At 31.5% G+C, this 16950-nt stretch carries 16 protein-coding genes and 1 pseudogene; 6 read left to right on the top strand and 11 right to left on the bottom strand.

Annotated features, from left to right (window positions below):
• Nucleotides 1–24: 24 nt before the first annotated feature.
• From H0I23_RS16755 to H0I23_RS05145, 4 genes and pseudogenes are all read right to left on the bottom strand, one after another.
• Nucleotides 25–174: pseudogene (locus tag H0I23_RS16755) on the bottom strand (type I restriction-modification system subunit M N-terminal domain-containing protein); the annotation flags it as partial.
• A gap of 194 nt (nt 175–368) precedes the next feature.
• Nucleotides 369–566 (bottom strand): hypothetical protein, encoded by a 198-nt coding sequence (locus H0I23_RS05155; protein ID WP_216785388.1) that lies wholly within the window; start codon nt 564–566, stop codon nt 369–371.
• Nucleotides 567–612: 46 nt separating this feature from the next.
• On the bottom strand, nt 613–1233 hold the full coding sequence (locus H0I23_RS05150; RefSeq protein ID WP_254073657.1) for a LysE family translocator: 621 nt from the start codon (nt 1231–1233) through the stop codon (nt 613–615).
• A 187-nt stretch (nt 1234–1420) separates the two neighbouring features.
• Complete coding sequence (locus tag H0I23_RS05145; protein ID WP_216785387.1) at nt 1421–1579, bottom strand: YqaE/Pmp3 family membrane protein; 159 nt, start codon at nt 1577–1579, stop codon at nt 1421–1423.
• 877 nt (nt 1580–2456) lie between these two features.
• Here H0I23_RS05145 and H0I23_RS05140 point away from each other — a divergent pair.
• A complete protein-coding gene (locus H0I23_RS05140; protein WP_216785386.1) occupies nt 2457–2906 on the top strand; it encodes a PA2169 family four-helix-bundle protein in 450 nt (149 codons plus the stop codon).
• 300 nt (nt 2907–3206) lie between these two features.
• Here H0I23_RS05140 and H0I23_RS05135 read toward each other — a convergent pair whose 3' ends face one another.
• Both H0I23_RS05135 and H0I23_RS05130 read right to left on the bottom strand, forming a co-directional pair.
• Entirely contained in the window at nt 3207–4937 is a 1731-nt protein-coding gene (locus tag H0I23_RS05135; RefSeq protein ID WP_216785385.1) for an FAD/NAD(P)-binding protein, read from the bottom strand.
• A 31-nt stretch (nt 4938–4968) separates the two neighbouring features.
• A complete protein-coding gene (locus tag H0I23_RS05130) occupies nt 4969–5775 on the bottom strand; it encodes an MOSC domain-containing protein (RefSeq protein ID WP_216785384.1) in 807 nt (268 codons plus the stop codon).
• A 286-nt stretch (nt 5776–6061) separates the two neighbouring features.
• On the opposite strand from H0I23_RS05130, the gene H0I23_RS05125 reads away from it, so the two are divergent.
• Nucleotides 6062–7816, top strand: coding sequence for a T9SS type A sorting domain-containing protein (locus H0I23_RS05125; RefSeq protein WP_216785383.1), 1755 nt, complete (start codon nt 6062–6064; stop codon nt 7814–7816).
• 177 nt (nt 7817–7993) lie between these two features.
• On the opposite strand, the gene H0I23_RS16850 is transcribed toward H0I23_RS05125, so the two are convergent.
• On the bottom strand, nt 7994–8239 hold the full coding sequence (locus H0I23_RS16850; RefSeq protein ID WP_371736668.1) for a pentapeptide repeat-containing protein: 246 nt from the start codon (nt 8237–8239) through the stop codon (nt 7994–7996).
• A 172-nt stretch (nt 8240–8411) separates the two neighbouring features.
• Nucleotides 8412–10757 carry a T9SS type A sorting domain-containing protein gene (locus H0I23_RS05115; RefSeq protein ID WP_216785382.1) on the bottom strand — a complete coding sequence of 782 codons (2346 nt, stop codon included), beginning with the start codon at nt 10755–10757 and terminating at the stop codon, nt 8412–8414.
• A gap of 308 nt (nt 10758–11065) precedes the next feature.
• On the opposite strand from H0I23_RS05115, the gene H0I23_RS05110 reads away from it, so the two are divergent.
• The gene (locus tag H0I23_RS05110) at nt 11066–11530 is read left to right on the top strand and encodes a hypothetical protein (protein WP_216785381.1); all 465 of its coding nucleotides are present in this window, start codon (nt 11066–11068) and stop codon (nt 11528–11530) included.
• Nucleotides 11531–11656: 126 nt separating this feature from the next.
• Nucleotides 11657–11830, top strand: a complete 174-nt coding sequence (locus tag H0I23_RS05105) for a hypothetical protein (protein WP_216785380.1) — start codon at nt 11657–11659, stop codon at nt 11828–11830.
• Nucleotides 11831–12087: 257 nt separating this feature from the next.
• On the opposite strand, the gene H0I23_RS05100 is transcribed toward H0I23_RS05105, so the two are convergent.
• Complete coding sequence (locus tag H0I23_RS05100) at nt 12088–14217, bottom strand: catalase (RefSeq protein WP_216785379.1); 2130 nt, start codon at nt 14215–14217, stop codon at nt 12088–12090.
• Between the two features lie 185 nt (nt 14218–14402).
• The gene (locus tag H0I23_RS05095) at nt 14403–14555 is read right to left on the bottom strand and encodes a YqaE/Pmp3 family membrane protein (protein WP_029446430.1); all 153 of its coding nucleotides are present in this window, start codon (nt 14553–14555) and stop codon (nt 14403–14405) included.
• 261 nt (nt 14556–14816) lie between these two features.
• On the opposite strand from H0I23_RS05095, the gene H0I23_RS05090 reads away from it, so the two are divergent.
• Both H0I23_RS05090 and H0I23_RS05085 read left to right on the top strand, forming a co-directional pair.
• Complete coding sequence (locus H0I23_RS05090) at nt 14817–15263, top strand: response regulator (protein ID WP_216785378.1); 447 nt, start codon at nt 14817–14819, stop codon at nt 15261–15263.
• Between the two features lie 183 nt (nt 15264–15446).
• Nucleotides 15447–16298: an SDR family oxidoreductase gene (locus tag H0I23_RS05085; protein WP_216785377.1), complete on the top strand. Its 852-nt coding sequence runs from the start codon at nt 15447–15449 to the stop codon at nt 16296–16298.
• Between the two features lie 74 nt (nt 16299–16372).
• Here H0I23_RS05085 and H0I23_RS05080 read toward each other — a convergent pair whose 3' ends face one another.
• On the bottom strand, nt 16373–16918 hold the full coding sequence (locus H0I23_RS05080) for a hypothetical protein (RefSeq protein ID WP_216785376.1): 546 nt from the start codon (nt 16916–16918) through the stop codon (nt 16373–16375).
• Nucleotides 16919–16950: the final 32 nt, after the last annotated feature.

The raw sequence follows: 16950 nt of genomic DNA, 5'->3' as shown, positions 1-16950 counted from the left end.
GTCATAGCGGCAGGCGTCACGAACAGTTTGTTCTAAAAGCGCGTCTAATCTGCGTAATACAAACATTGGTAATATAACGTCACGATATTTTCCGCGTACGTAAACATCTCGCAAACAGTCGTCTGCGATAGAACAAATAAGGGATACTAATTTATTGTGTGATGATTTGTTCATTGGTTTAGTTTGTTTTCTTGTAATATGCTCTAAAGATATCTATTTAGCATAAAATCCCTACAAGTAAATAATAACAAATATCATAAACTATCACAACGTAGTTCTGCGGTTTCCCGCAGTATGGGAAATAATTTATAAAATAAGAAAGAAATTGAGTGTAAAAGCCTAGTAAATTCCTACTTAAAACTTAAGCCCTATTTACTCTTATTAAGGAGCACCGCCAAATGAAATAGGGTTTTGGCTCCGTAAACTTTCTTTATTGCTTTGATTCTTTTTTCTATAGAAGATACAGAACTAGGTGTTATCCCTTTTTCTATAAAATGGTTTGAGATCTCTGGAGTTCTATATCCTTTTGATAATAGTTGTATTATTTTTCTGTCTACACGTTCCATAGTTCTAGCTGTTTACGGTACAAATTAAATATTATTTTTCTCTCTATTAAAGTAAATAAATAAAATTACCAATACCAACTACACCTGTTAAGCAACCTAAAATAAAATCCATTTTAGTAGCTATAAATGCAAGCCTGTGTTCTATTTTGCTAGCGACTGTTGCAAACAATGCATATAGCGAAAATGAACCCGCAGTAGAACCAATTGAAAAATATAAGCTATTTAAAAAAGAGTATTCAAAATAATCTAATCCTATCAACAAAGAAATGGATGTAAAGTAAAATGGAATTGCAAACGTATTTAATAAAGACATACCTAAACCGTGTAGATAAGCTTTAGATTTATTAATTTCTTCTTTCTGTTTATGCCCTTTTGACATGAAATGTAATCTAAAAAAATTAATAGATAAAAGAATTAAAACTCCTATACCTATTTTTTGAATTGTGGTGATGTATTCTGAATTTTTCATCAAAACACTTGATAGATACGCACCAATATTTGCTTGAAAAAAGAGTACTGTTGCAAAGCCTCCTATCAGATAGAAGGCAGATTTTCTACCGCTCTTTAAACTAAACTTAACTACTGTTAAATTTAAAAAACTAGGTACAATACTGCCAGAAGATGCAATAACAAATCCTAAAAGCAAACAAGTAAAAAAGTTCATCATCTATTTATTATCAAAGTATAACCAATTTTAAAATTGTTATACTGCTATGTTAATTTTTAAAATATCTTAAAAGGTTGATCTAAATTGATTACACTTTACCCAGCTATAGTTTAAAGACTTTAAATTTTATATTCTTAGTCACTAATATTAAAGATGTAGTAAAACATCTGAAGAAAAAGAATTGATATTAGCCTTCTCTATTTACTATAAAAGCATGAATAACCCCTGGTAACCAACCAATGGCTGTAAGTATAAGGCTTATAAGAAAAGTCATTCCCAAACCATGTTTCAAAAATACGGCTAATGGTGGTAAAAAAATATTTAATAAGATTGTTACAATTGACATACTATAAATTTTAATACTTGGTCTTTATTTAATGACCGAAAGTAGTTTATTAAATAAATAGTCTGTGGTTCCATATAGCCATTTTTTTAGCTCATTTAAAACCTGTGATTTTTTTATAGAGGATAAATAATTTTTATTGTTGTTACTTTTTGTTCTATTGATTATCAGAAATAACGTTTTACGGTTCAAATTCACAATCTGCTTTACGAGTGTAAAACCAAAAGATAATGCTTAGTATTTATGCTATTTTTAAAATAATTTAAAAGCGTTATCAGTTTACATATTTTAAAAACAGGCACTTTAACGGTATATACTATACATATCTATTTTCTACATGTATGCACTCAAATCAGAATTAATATAATTACAAAAAAAATCTATTTTAAGGTTGTGTTTTATAAAGACACATAAATTATGCAATAAAATCGAAAAATTATATAACATAAATTTTAAGTGTAAAATTGATCTTTGTTATCAATTAAAAACGATAATTATGATGAATGAACAATATAACACTACAAGCAATATAAAAGAAAGAGTACTGATAACTTCACAAGAAATGCACTTACATGAAAAACTTGTACGCGCACTTTTAACAAAAGAACCGAAAACGTTATTTACGAAACTATCTTAAAATACAATCAATAGTAAATAAAACAGTAAAGTATATAGTATACACAATAGGCAAATTACTTGTTTTACTTAGTTATTTGCTTTATTAAATTTTCAAAAATAAATACCACAATCTATTGACTTACAAAGGTTTATTTTGTTTAAGTCAATAAAAAAGTAAAAGAGATATTTCAGTTTTAACATTGAATTTATCTTTATAAATGTCAATCGGTAGGCATAAATGTTACCGTAAAAAATAAAAATTATGAATGATAATATAAAAGAAATAGAATCAAAAATGAATTCGATCATCCAAAAAAATGAGGATGCGATTAAAGGATATGAAAAAGCAGCAGAAAATGCTAAAAGCGTCGGACTTCAAAGTTATTTTAATAGTAAAATTCTAGAAAGAAGAAATTTTCTCGTTAACTTAAAATCAGCTGCTCCAGCTCTTGATTTAAGAGAAGGTATTGAAGGAAGTGTTACGGGAGCTATACACAGAACTTGGATGGATGTAAAAACTGCATTTTCGAGTAATGATGATGAAGCTGTATTAGAAGAAGCTATTAGAGGCGATAAGGCCGCTATTGAAGAGTATAATGAGGTTTTAGCAGATGTTCATTTACCAGTGGAGGCTGCTTCTATAATTCGTCAACAGAGAGATTGGCTTATGGATGATTTAAAACAAATAAAATCGATGGAAGACGTTGCGTAAAAATTATTATTTATGAAAATGACATCAGCGTTAGGCGTGGCATCAACATTATTCCGAAGTAAAAAAATGAAAATTGTATTGGTTGGTTTACAGCTAACTTATATGGGTTATAAATATTATAAATCAAAGAAAAAGTCAATAGTCACAGCAGACAATCGACTTAAATTGATTAATAAATAGCACATAATTGATAATATAATCTTTATGATTTCTTTTATCACATACTATAAAAACTCCGGTGAATTACCGGAGTTTTTTTTATTTTTAAAGTAAGTGACGAATTTTTTACATCTTTAATTACTATACTCTTTTAATAACACCTTCTGCCCAGAAATTAGATCGCTCACCAAAACATTCTGCTATAGCATCTACACCTATTAACGTACCTTTGGCTAATCGTCCCATTAAAGCCAATGGAAAAGTTGCATCTAATTTGTTGCTTTCTACAATCGCATTCCTTTTAGTTCGTATTCCCAATTTATCATGAATAGGTTCTACAACTTCGCTATTGATCAAACCTTTTGCTAGCGGACTCATTACTTTTAATATCTGTGGTGAGTCTAAAACTGAGTTGACCATTGTAACCACTTTTTTTGTTTTATTATCTGAAGTAAACTCCCAACCCGTATCGGTCAATTCAATCTCTGGGTTATTTACAAAATCAAGATCAATTTTATTTGCATTTATCAATGCAATAATCTGTTGCAAGCTTTCTACTGGTGGTCCAAAAGTGTATCTTTTTAAACGTTCATCAAGCAACACGATATCTGATATTAAATCGTCTGATAATTCTGAAAATGATAAAAGACGGTATATACTAGGCTGGCAGTGTCGCCATACATGTCCAATACAAAAATCTAGACTAACCAAACCTTTGCCTGTTGCCATTTTTATAAATTGCTCTAATATCGTTTTTGCAGGCTGCTGCTTTGAGATAATAAGAGGGTTTGAAAACTCATCATCTAATAACCATGAGGTTATAATTGCAATTAATTCATCTTTCTTCAAGTTAGATTGTACTGCTTTTGAACCAAGTGCCATAAACTTATGAGCCGCTATAGGTGCTATAGCATCAATAAGAAAGTGAACAGAATCAGGTTTAATTTTTGACTGCAAACTTTCGGTTATAGACGTTTCATAAGTATTCAACTGATTTTCAGTAGGTACATATAATGTATCTATTTTTTTATTTACTGGTTTCGGAACCATTGGCATACCATCGAGAGAAAAGGGTACTAATGAATTAGGCTCTTTTCCGCTAGGTATATATTCCATTTCTCTAGTTTCTTTATTTATAATTTTAAATTTACCTCCTAAACCTTCACTCAAAGCACGAGCTACATCAATCATTGCTAAACCAAAACCACGAATACCAATAGAAATCTCATTTTGAGCTTCAAATGATTCTAAAATTCGATTAGTTGGGTAAGGTTGTGTAAAGAGATTTATAAAATCTAACTGAAGAACTCTATTTTTCCATGTAGTCAATTGTTCATCAAGCGCTATTGGTTGGTGTCCAATGCAAAGAACAGCTTGTTTTACATGGTAGTTTTTACCACCTACAACATCAATGCCTATACAGTCGTTTTCTATTGTAAGGCAATCAACTTCGCCTGCTATAAAAGTCATAATTTTATTTTCAATCAAAACATCAGCAATGCTATGGTATCGTTGGTTTAAATATTCACCCAATTTAGAACGAAATGGAAATTTATCTACAGAAGTATCTTTGTTTTCCTTATTTGAATAACCAGACCAATTTTGGAAATCTGGGAATTCCGGAATGCTAAAATTTTTAAATACAATTTTATTTCTTGGCGGAATGCCTATTCCTCTTTCTGAAACATTTAACCAATTACTATCTGGTTGGTCTAAATTATATACTTGTCCTGCTCCTGGATATTTGTTAGATTCAAAAACCAAAGTCTCGGGTAATACTTTTTTATTTGCTGCTTCTGAATATAAAGATTCAAGAGCAGATAATCCACGAGGTCCACAACCTACAATCGCTAGTTCTGGTAGTTTATTCATTTTTAAATTTGCGTTTAATCGTTTAAAACTACTATTTCTTATTTTCGATTACCGTTACTGAATTTCCTTCTGAAATAACACCTTCTTCTAAAGGAACAAGACTTATTCCGAAAGTAGGTTTTAATCCCATTTTTGATCGTAAATCTGCTAACTCTTTTAAAGGTTGTATATTTTTATCTTTTTCAGCAGTTTTTGGGTCTATAGTCGTGAATATGCATCTAGTCGTTGTTTCTTGTACTCGAAAATAACATCCATTTATAGCTATAACAGACCATGAATCTTCTTCAAATGGCTCCACCCCATCAATAACAATATTTGGCCTAAAATTTCGAACACCTACTTTTTTGGTCAATTTAGAATTCAAATATTCTAATGTAGTTAGGCTAATAAGGTGTACTGGCGTAGCATCTGCATATCCTTTTTTTTCTTCTGGTCTCCCTCCGTTTTTTTCTTGAAGATAATTATAATCATCTTCTATATATACTAACCTAAAATCATCTTTTAAAAAGGTCGAAATCCAATTATTAGCCGATTCAGCAAATAACGTTCCAACAACTTCTTTGTTAAATAATTTTATAGTACTTATCTTATTTTCATGAGGTAACGGAAAAATAAATTCATCTTCTTTATCACTATTAATTATTAGATTTCCTTTACCTATTCTACAATTTATTTTAAGTAAATTAGGGTATTCACGGCCTGTAATTATTTTATTTGATGTATTGATGACAGCAATACAACGATCATATTTAAAACCTGTAATTAAGATTTCAGCAGATGGTAATGAGATACCTCTAGCTGATTTTATTGGATGTACAAATAGTTTATTAACCTTCATATGCTTCGATAAAATACCAAAGTAGCTAAATTTATTTATTGAAAAAAATAACGAATAAAAATGAATGCAAATGAGTTAATAATAGTGTTTATTCGTTTTTTTGGAGTCAAGTTTTCTTTTAATTAATAGACTTTATTTTATAAAACTTGAAAAGATTACCTAAACACATCAAAGTTAAATTTCTAAATAAATTTATAGTACAATAATTTAATCAATTCGGTTGTTATATAAGCATATACATACCAATACAGAATACACTGAAATAATTACAACCAACCAAAACTCTATGAAAACCTACTTCATAACTATTTTATTAGTATTCTTATCTATTAAAATTACCAAAGCCACTGAGTACAATGTTGGCCCAGACCAACCCTTATCAAGTATTTCTGAAGTACCTTGGGATAATCTTGAAGCTGGTGATATCGTATATATACATTGGAAAAGCACACCATATTATGAAAAATGGGTTATTAATGCTCAGGGAACAGAACAAAATAGAATTAAAGTTATTGGTGTGAGTAACGCTAATGGTCAAAAACCTATTATAAGTGGAAATGGTGCAATTACTCCTACTTATTTAAATTATTGGAATAAAGAGAGAAGCTTAATTAAAATTGGTGGTTCTAGTGTACCTTCTGATGGGTTACCAAGTTATATTACTATTGAAAATTTAGAGATTAGATCAGCACACCCTAATTACAATTTTACTGATCATAATGGCGATCAAGGAACTTATACAAGTTCTGCAGCTGCTATACATATTGAAAAGGCAGCACATGTTATTATTAGAGGTTGTGACATTCATGATTGTGGAAATGGAATATTTATAGGAGCTTTTAATGGTGACACAAAAGACATACTTATAGCTAATAATTATATTTACGACAACGGAATATCGGGTAGTTTATACGAACATAATACATATACAGAAGCTTTTGGAATTACCTACGAGTATAACCGGTTTGGTGCTTTACGTGATGGGGCTTTAGGTAATAATTTGAAAGATAGATCAGCAGGTTTAGTCGTAAGGTATAATTGGATTGAAAGTGGCAATAGACAGTTAGATCTTGTAGATTCTGATTATGCTGAACTTTATGGTGATACTTCATATAACAAAACATACGTTTATGGTAATATTTTAATAGAACCAGATGGCGCCGGAAATTCTCAGATTGTACACTATGGTGGTGACAGCGGTTCTACAAATAGGTACAGAAAAGGAAATTTGTATTTTTATAACAATACTGTTATTTCTACAAGAAATTCTAAAACTACTTTAGTTCGCCTCTCTACTAATAACGAGACAATGCAAGCTTTTAATAATGTTATTTACACTACTAATGTTGACGCAAGATTGTCAATGTTAGATGATACTGGCACTATAAATTTACATCATAATTGGATTGTTGAAAATTGGGTAAAATCACATAGTAGTTCTCCATCAGGCACATTAAATGATCAGGGAAATAATCTTACAGGAACTGATCCTTTATTTAACGCTATTGAAGATCAAGATTTTACTTTGCAAGATAACTCTGCTTTAATAGATAACGGAACAATAATTCCTACCGCTCACACCCCATCACATGATGTGACTAACCAGTATGTTAAACATAGTGGAAATACTGAAAGAAATGTTGTCGCTTCTTTTGATATCGGTGCATTTGAGTACGGAACTGAAAGCAATAATCCAGACCCAGAACCTAACCCAGACCCTGAACCTAACCCAGACCCCAATCCAACTCCTGACCCTGAACCAACTCCAGATCCCGAGCCAGAACCAATTCCAAATGAAGAAGACAACGAAGAGTCAGCAAATATAATTTTATATCCTAACCCAAGTGCAACATCTGTTTATTTAGAAAATATTGAAATAGAGACTATTTTAAGCATCCAGTTCTTCGCTCAAAATGGCGAATTAGTTTTAACAACTTCTGGTACAGCTATTGATGTTTCCTCTATGGCAAATGGTATATATTTTATGAAAATTAATACCCTTGAAAATAAGGAACTTACTTTTAAGTTTATTAAAAACTAAATTACAAATTAAGTGAGCTTGTTAATTTACTTATGCTATTTAACGAACTTTAGTTTAGCACTAACTTTTCAATCTAAAATCAATCTGCTCATCACTCACAAGTTTAAAAATTTGTAAAAGTTATCTTTTAGTACATTGTTGGCTATATTAGTTTTATTCTTATTTATAGCATAAAATTTAAAAGTTAGAGTCTATATTATATTTTATCAAAAGCCCTACAATTGTTTCTAAAGTAAATTTAGCACCTTTGATTTGGTTATTTTCTAGATCAATTGAAAAGTTGTAAGAACTTCTTAAATCTGGATTTTGCAAATTTGTATTTTTAAATATTGCATTTTGAAGATCACAATTATCAAAAACAGATAAATTTAAGTCACAGTCAGTAAAATCTACCTCTTGGAGTTTATTTTTATTAAATGAGATTTTCGAAAGCTTCCGTTTAATTTTACTGTTTGTTTTCTATTGTACAAAAACAATTTGGTTTGATCAAAGGCGTAAACACCTTATATTTTTACCATTTAATCTGTATTATATTTACAATTTTTAAACAAAATAAATTTAATAACTAACGTTAATTATGCTATCCAATTAAAAGTTATTTTTTAAGAATTGTTTTCGATATTACTTCGTTTGATGTATATAAATTAAGGTAGTAAACACCTGTACTTAAATTAGATAAATCTAAATTCATTGTATTGTTTGTATTTGAAACAGTTTTAATTAAACTTCCTGTTGCATTAAATATTGAAATGTAGATTACATCTGAAATATTTTCTAGTACCAATGTATCAATCACAGGATTTGGATAGAGGTATAATTCCATATTTGAACTATTAGGCACAAACAATTCCATAGCCGCAGCAAGGTCAATTGTTGCTTGGTCTATTTCATTTTGAGTTGTAGCATTCGCTAATGATGTTTCGGCATCAGCAACTGCTGCATTAGCATCATCTACAAGAACTTGTGTATATTCACCCTCTGCATTACCTAGAGTTGCTGCCTCAATATTTCCTTTTGATGAAGCTATAAGATCTCTTAATTCTTCTCTATTTATTGTTGGGTTATTAGTATCGATAGGGGCATCGAAAAAATTAAATTCATAAGCTCCAATATCCCAAGCATCACCATTAGGTTTTGCTACTCCATTTGCATCATTTTTTATACTCATTCCATAAAGGTTTTCATATAATTGATACGTAGAATGTTCTATTCCTGCATCTATAGCAGGTGAATTTGATTGTAGTGAAAAGTCAATCGCTTCTGGATTTACAAATAAAGGGTTTCCTTCAATACTCCCTGCTCCTTTACCTGTATTTGCTATAAATTCAGGTACAGTATATGAGTTTGACCCCCAATTTAACGTGGCAACTCCATCAGGCTGGTAATAAAGGTTATTCTCAAAAATAGAGTTAGACATATGAGTAGATCCGCCTATAGACATGTGATACCCACCTTCGCTTACATTTGAAATAATATTATTAGTAGCAAATAGTGCTGCATTTGGATTACTAATACTAGAATTTATACCATTATCTACATTATAAAATGTATTATTGATCATGTATACTTTTTGGCTTGACCATGAGATATACCCTTTGGCAGTATTAGATTCGTTATGAATATCATGTATTAAATTTCCAATTAAATACACATCATAAACCTGATCGCCACCAACTTGAATACCTGTAGAGCTACAATCAAATATCTCATTATTTACAACCCATACATTTTTAGGCGAAACATTCGGACCATAATGCATTACTACTGCTGCCCCATCACTACCTGATGACCAGCCTTTATAATTAAACATTACATTTTCTGAAACAATAACTTTATCTACCTCTTTTATATCTACAGCATTTTCTCCACACGTGTACATTATATTTCTTCCCACAAAATAGTTTTTTGCGGTATAATTTGCAGCATGTCCATTTCCTACAGCATCACCTCCTGCTCTAGTTATAATATTATCAATAATCCAAACACTATCTGAACGACCATTAATACTTACGCCCATACCATCTGCTTCTTCAAAATCTCCATCTGCTGGGTCAAATTGATCTCGATTAATATAATTGCCATAAAAAACCACATTATCAGCAGATGTACCATCATCATAAGAAACCGCCGATAACGATTTTGCTTCAAAGTTTCTAATAGCTACATGGTGGGCTTTTTTATCATCATAAGAACGAACTGTTACGCTCAATTTCAAATTCTCCATAATAACATACTCGCTATTCAAATAAAAAGCACTAGATGCTATCTCTACATGGTTATCAACAGATGCTCCTCGAATAAATATTGGCATCTGTTCTGTACCCGTTAACTTAAGTACGGTATGCCCTCTTGTATATGTAATACCGTGATATTCTACCACAGAGCCTTCTGGTATATCTGAGGCACTAGGCATGGACACTCTTGGTTTAGCTTCCGTACCATATTTATTACTAGAATCTGTTGCGTTAGGAGCCGTATTATCAATATAATGTGTGTAATATCCTCCTTCAGCATTTTGACTATATATTAATTCAGTGTTGCGGTTTGCAACATTATCATACATACGGTATGTTTCAAAAATTCCGAATTCAGGCATAGGTATTCCTGTAGCGGGCACCCATTCTTCAAAAACAGCAATTACTGATTTATTCCCTGTCATTACAACATCTGCAATTAGTCTATTTCCTGATACATCTCCTTCCCAATGTGAAAACTTATATCCAACAGCTGGTCGTGTAACTAGTCTAACTGTTTCGCCTTCTTCAAATGATATTAGATTGGTTTCTTCATTATCTAATAACTTCAAAACAGATCCGTTACTCGTTATAATGGTAAGTGTATATTCTTCAAATACATTAGTTCCGTTTTCGTTATTACTTGTGTTTGAAAATCCATTCAATGAAAAAAAACATATGAAAATTATAAAAAATATTTTTTTCATTTATGTATATTATTTTAAAGCTTTGTTAGGTTGTGTTAGTGTATTTATTAAAAAATTGAAACCACTTTATCTTAATATGAATTAACATATGCTTTTAGTTTTATCAACTTTCTTATCTTATAACTTTTTATGTTTTTTTTTAGTATCGCTAACAATCAAAATAATTATAAATATTATAGATTCTCTTTAAATTTACTTTAGTAGAACATGATGATTTTTTGAAAACTTAGTTTCAAATATTATAACTTTCTGTTGATAAGAAGGTTTTTAATCTCCAATTTCAAAATAAACACGAAACATATCTCAATATGAAAAAAATCAAATCAATATATTTAGTTATCATTAGTTTAATACTGGGCTTAATTATAAGTTTTATCGTAACAACAAATCACTATGAAAATAAGATTCGAAAAGCTGAACATATTATTGAACTACAAAAAAAATCTGCAAATTTTCTACAGAAAATTGAAGACTATTCGGAAGAGTTAAAAAAAGAAGAAGCAAATAAAAATTTCTTAAAAATGAAAATTCAAACTGAACTTGTTGAATTAAATGTATTAACCACGAATGATCATAAAGATTATTTTTCTAATGCAACTAAATTGATTGTTAGGAATTATTTTGATCATGAAAAATTAAAACTAGAGCACGAACGTATAGCTAAATTATTAGATTATTATGAAAATGAATTTGTACCCTGCCGCGTAAAAATTATAAATGAGGATTTTCTGATACATGAAATAGCACAATCCGAAAAGCTAACACAAGAATAATTTGAAAGTTATAAATTAGATTATACCACTCCAACAAATCACAAACATAATACCTATTATCTTACAAAGGATGTATATGATAATTCTCGAATGGTAATTGCTATAAATAATAGACAAAAACACCTTATGGCCTATTTTGTTTTTAAGGACACTAAAAAAGCAATTAAAGCATATAATAAAAATATTAAAGGAAGTGCTTGTTTTGATACCTCTTCTAGGTTATATGAAAATGGTGATTTAGAGGTTACTGAGAGTAATTGTGACGAAAAAAGCATTCTCCGTAAGCATTATAAAATTTAACGATAAAAATTGCAAGAAGTTTATGTTTTCTGAAGATAGAATTTTAAATAAAATATGTAACTCGAAGTGCTATAGCAAAATGGTTTTTTAATTATACAAAAACTGTCATTATATTTATTATTTAAACAGGTGAACAGTGTCGTTTTGCTAATTTAATTTTAACAGTTGAGGTGGTAAAAATGGCGGAAGAAAGTAATTTTTAAGCATAAAAAAAGCCTAGAGACTTTGAAAAAATTTCTCTAGGCTTATATAATAATTTATACTGCAATTTCTGCAGCGACATCCATTCGCTCCCAATTACGGTGCTTTGCAATGGCTGCTATAAAATCTTTAGTGTCTTTATTGATAAATACTGCGGCATCATTCTTAAAATCTACAACAGCAGTAGCGTCCAATAGCGTTTCACCTTCATGAGCCACCGCGATAGCTTTACAATGTTTAAAAGCCTCATTGATAAACTTGGTGAATTTTGATTTGGCTAAAAGAGCGTCTATAGACTTTTTACCGCCTGGAATATAAATGGCATCAAACAACACGCTTTCCGTAGTCATTATCGCAGCATCTACTTTGTGCTCCATTTTTTCATCACACAATACCGTTCCACCGTGTGGCGCAACAAGCTTTACGACAGCATGCTCTGCTTCTAATGCTTTCTTCATGGCTTCAAAATCTTTCATATGAAAACCATCAGCAACCAAAAATGCAATTTGGCGTGTGGCTATCGTATCAAATTTTGTCTGTGCCTGGCTTAATTCAGGAGATTCTTCTAAATACATTTTTTTCTTTTTAGGTTGATGATCCTCTACATTAGCATTGGCTCCAATAGCTTGGTTGATAGGCCTTTCAATATCATCTGGCACTTTCATCCCTAGGTTATCGGCCACCTCACTGGCTAGCGCTTCATCAATCTGAGCTATGATCCATAACATCCGTGACTTAATATGATCATGCGTACATTTCCCTAACTCAAAAGAATAGGCGTCAATCACATGATTTTTCTCCCAAGAAGCCAAGCTTCGGTAAAACAATGCTGGTTGCGAAAAATGATCACTGAAGCTTTCACTTCTGGCGCGTATTTTATGCGCATCTATGCGTTCTTGGTAGGATTCAAATCCGCCTTCTTCTACCGAGGATAAATAGGGACATCCGCCACCTAAAGAATTTGGAAAATATGCGGTATTTCCTTTCGGAATTTCCATTTGCATATGTCCATCTCTTTGATTGTTGTGCACAGGTGCTACCGATTTGTTAATAGGCAATTGATGAAAATTGTGACTCCCTAAACGCGATAGTTGCGTATCACGATAAGAAAAGAGACGTCCCTGCAATAAAGGATCATTGGTAAAGTCTATTCCAGGAACTACATTCCCTGGTAAAAATGCCACCTGTTCTGTTTCTGCAAAAAAGTTATCCGGATTTCTATTTAAGACCATACGCCCGATAATCTTTACAGGTACCATTTCTTCAGGAATAAGCTTGGTAGGATCTAATAAATCAAAATCGAACTTATGCTCATCTTCTTCAGGAATTATTTGAAGTCCTAGTTCCCATTCTGGGAACTGCCCAGAATCTATAGCTTCCCATAAATCTCTTCTGTGAAAATCTGAATCTGCACCACTTATTTTTACGGCTTCATCCCAAGTAACCGAATGAACTCCTAATTTTGGCTTCCAATGAAATTTTACGAAATGTGCTTTTCCTTCCTTATTAATCAGCCTAAAGGTATGTATTCCAAAGCCCTCCATCATTCGCAAGCTACGTGGAATTCCGCGGTCACTCATCACCCAAATATGGTTGTGTAGGGTTTCTGTGGTTAAGGATACAAAATCATAAAAAGTGTCATGAGCAGATGCTGCTTGTGGTATTTCATTATTAGGTTCTGGTTTTACAGAGTGAATCAAATCAGGAAACTTCATGGCGTCTTGAATAAAGAAAATAGGCATGTTATTCCCTACCAAATCCCAAGTCCCTTCTTCAGTATAAAATTTTACCGCAAAACCTCTCACATCGCGTGCTAAATCCGTAGAACCTTTAGAACCTGCTACGGTTGAAAAACGTGTAAATACAGGTGTTTTACGCTTTGTATCGGTAAAGATACCTGCCTTAGAAAATTCTTCAATACTTTCATATAATTCAAAATAACCGTGGGCAGCACTACCTCTTGCATGTACAATACGTTCAGGAATACGTTCATGATCAAAATTGTGAATTTTCTCTCTCAACAAAAAATCTTCAAGCAAAGTGGCGCCTCTAGGCCCCGCTTTTAAAGAGTTATTGGTATCATTAACTTTTAAACCTTGCCGTGTAGTTAAAGGTTTGTCGGTATAATCTACCTTATAATTTTCTAATTGTTTGTCTTTTTCCGTAGGCGTATTTTTATCATTCATAGTGCTAGGTTTTTTTAAGTGTTACAAATAGTGGTCTCAACCACAGATAAAACTAAATAGATGTGAGAATTTGAACTACCTTAAAAAAAAAAATGATTAACGCAATTGAAAGATTCTATGATGCTTAAAAATAAAAAACGCCACTGTTTACACAGTGGCGTTCATCAACCAAACAACTCAAAATTTTATTTATTCACTATAAATGCATGTATAACACCTGGCAACCAACCAATGATGGTTAACACAACGCTTATTAGAAAAGTAGTTCCCAAACCGTGCTTTAAGAAAACAGCTAACGGTGGTAAAAATATATTTAATAGTATTGTTATCAATGACATAATTTATTATTTTTTTGTTTCTACAAAGCTACCATAGCTATATCGGATATATTAACCCAATACGATGAAATCTTTGCTAATATGCTTAACAATCCACATAATCCCCTCTAAATAAAATCAATTTTCATGTGTACAATAGTGCTAATATTATTTTTATTTATTAAATTAAAGTTAAGGATCGAGAATCTTTATTTTTTTGAGGTACTCAATCGAAAAATAATTTAATTTTATCAATCACATTAAATTAATCTCATTGCATCTATGACAGACAAAAAAATGATAATATGGTTAGTTGATGACGATGAAGATGATAGATCTTTCTTTATAGAAGGACTAGAAAGTTTAGACGTAAATTTTGAGTTAAGAGAATTTGTTAATGGTAGAGAACCACTAAGCTTCTTTGACGCCAATAGTGACATCATCCCCGATATTATATTTTTAGATTTAAATATGCCGGTCATGAATGGTACGGAATGTTTAGAACTTATTAGAAGCCATAAAACGCTGAAAAATGTTATTGTGGCTATGTATTCTACCTCTTCTAGTGGTTTGGACATCCAATGCTGTTATGAAAAAGGTGCCAATCTTTATGTAATTAAACCCAACAGGTTTCAAGATTTAAAGAACTGTATGCAGAAAATTTTAAGTATGAACTGGTCAGATTTTCTATGTAATTTTCAGAAAGAGCACTTTATTCTTAAAACATAAGCGGATCACGCCTATATTTAATTAAAAACTATTCCTATAATTTATTACTCTAGATGAGATTAGGGTAACTTTTCATGCATTAGCATCAATCATTTTCTATAAACAAGTTTTTATTTGTAAGAACTATCCAGACATATACGGATAAGACTCAACATAACAATTCAACACTTAAAACTAGGACAAATGGGTAAAGATTTAAAACAAAAGGATGCACAAGAAATAGGAAGACCAGGATTGGAATCAGCCATGAACGAAAAGCCTGAAATTATAAAATCTACTTATAAAGGAAGTGGAAAACTGAAAGGAAAAGTAGCTTTAATAACGGGTGGCGATAGCGGAATAGGACGCGCCATAGCGGTACATTATGCCAAAGAAGGTGCAGATATTGCGATAGCGTACTTAAACGAACGTAAAGATGCTGAAGAAACAGCCGCTATAATACAGAAAGAAGGTCAAAATTGCATCAAGATTAGTGGAGACCTTAAAGATTTTACATACTGCCAAAATCTTATAGAGACTGTGATAAAAACCTATGGAAAAATTGATATTTTAGTTAATAATGCTGCTACACAATATGTAGAAGAAGAATTTTCTGATATTTCTATTGAGCATTTAGAGAAAACCTTTAGAACCAACATTCTATCTATGATTTATCTGACGCAACAAGCATATCAATATATGGGAAAAGGAGCTAGAATAATCAACACAACGTCTATAACAGGTTACAAAGGACATAATGAACTTATTGATTACGCTTCTACCAAAGGAGCTATTACCTCTTTTACAAGATCTTTATCTGCACAACTTGCTCCAAAAGGTATTCTTGTAAACGGTGTGGCTCCAGGGCCAATTTGGACACCTTTAATTCCTGCTACGATGACAGATATTGGAGATTTTGGAAAAAACACTCCATTAGGTAGATGCGGACAACCTTCTGAGGTTGCTCCTGCTTATGTGTATTTGGCTGCAGAAGATTCTAGTTATATGACAGGACAAATTTTACATATTAACGGTGGAATTGTTGTGGGTGGATAATTGCTACTTTAAAAAAACGACTTAAGAAAAAAGAGAAAATTTCAATACTCAAATTTGAAATTTTCTCTTTTTTTTTATAAATCATCCTCGCTATCCGTCGCATCATTTTTTATAGTTAACGGATGATCTTTCTCCCCTAGCCCTACAATTCTTATAATATTTACCACGGTATTATAGAGCATCAGCACAACAACAATTAATGCTGAACTTAAGATACTAGAAACAATCAAACTCCCATAATAAATTGCATTAAACCAATTGTCCGGAACATTATCAGATTCTGTAATAGGAAGGTTAAAGATTAAGAACGAAATCAAAGCGATAATAAAAACCGCAGTGTCTATTTTAGCAATCTGTAGCACGTGCAAATAATGATCTCTTTTCAGTTTTGTATTCGATGCTGAACTCAAACTCAAGAGCGTTAACAGTAGGGCCAAAATAGTAGCAGAAGCTAATACAATGGTATTGCAAAGCATATTTAATCCTGATAAGGAATGTTTAATTAACACTTTTGCTTCATAACCACTCAACTCTCCTAATAAAAAAGTTCCTGTCATGATGGCCACTAAAGAAATTACCCCGCCTATAATTGCTCTTTTCGTATACTTACTGATACCCATTAGTTCTTTTGTATTTAAGGACTGAAAATTAC

The sequence above is a fragment of the Cellulophaga sp. HaHaR_3_176 genome, assembly GCF_019021925.1.
In the GTDB taxonomy this organism is placed as follows: Bacteria; Bacteroidota; Bacteroidia; order Flavobacteriales; family Flavobacteriaceae; genus Cellulophaga.
Note: the sequence above shows the minus strand (reverse complement) of the source record. Positions and strands in the feature narration are given on the sequence as shown.

Coding starts and splice junctions, on each gene's coding strand:
- H0I23_RS05080 (WP_216785376.1), bottom strand. CDS start 16,918: ATGGGTATCAGTAAGTATACGAAAAGAGCAATTATAGGCGGGGTAATT.
- H0I23_RS05100 (WP_216785379.1), bottom strand. CDS start 14,217: ATGAATGATAAAAATACGCCTACGGAAAAAGACAAACAATTAGAAAAT.
- H0I23_RS05085 (WP_216785377.1), top strand. CDS start 15,447: ATGGGTAAAGATTTAAAACAAAAGGATGCACAAGAAATAGGAAGACCA.
- H0I23_RS05130 (WP_216785384.1), bottom strand. CDS start 5,775: ATGAAGGTTAATAAACTATTTGTACATCCAATAAAATCAGCTAGAGGT.
- H0I23_RS05115 (WP_216785382.1), bottom strand. CDS start 10,757: ATGAAAAAAATATTTTTTATAATTTTCATATGTTTTTTTTCATTGAAT.
- H0I23_RS05095 (WP_029446430.1), bottom strand. CDS start 14,555: ATGTCATTGATAACAATACTATTAAATATATTTTTACCACCGTTAGCT.
- H0I23_RS05090 (WP_216785378.1), top strand. CDS start 14,817: ATGACAGACAAAAAAATGATAATATGGTTAGTTGATGACGATGAAGAT.
- H0I23_RS05155 (WP_216785388.1), bottom strand. CDS start 566: ATGGAACGTGTAGACAGAAAAATAATACAACTATTATCAAAAGGATAT.
- H0I23_RS05135 (WP_216785385.1), bottom strand. CDS start 4,937: ATGAATAAACTACCAGAACTAGCGATTGTAGGTTGTGGACCTCGTGGA.
- H0I23_RS05145 (WP_216785387.1), bottom strand. CDS start 1,579: ATGTCAATTGTAACAATCTTATTAAATATTTTTTTACCACCATTAGCC.
- H0I23_RS05140 (WP_216785386.1), top strand. CDS start 2,457: ATGAATGATAATATAAAAGAAATAGAATCAAAAATGAATTCGATCATC.
- H0I23_RS05150 (WP_254073657.1), bottom strand. CDS start 1,233: ATGATGAACTTTTTTACTTGTTTGCTTTTAGGATTTGTTATTGCATCT.
- H0I23_RS05105 (WP_216785380.1), top strand. CDS start 11,657: ATGGCCTATTTTGTTTTTAAGGACACTAAAAAAGCAATTAAAGCATAT.
- H0I23_RS05110 (WP_216785381.1), top strand. CDS start 11,066: ATGAAAAAAATCAAATCAATATATTTAGTTATCATTAGTTTAATACTG.
- H0I23_RS05125 (WP_216785383.1), top strand. CDS start 6,062: ATGAAAACCTACTTCATAACTATTTTATTAGTATTCTTATCTATTAAA.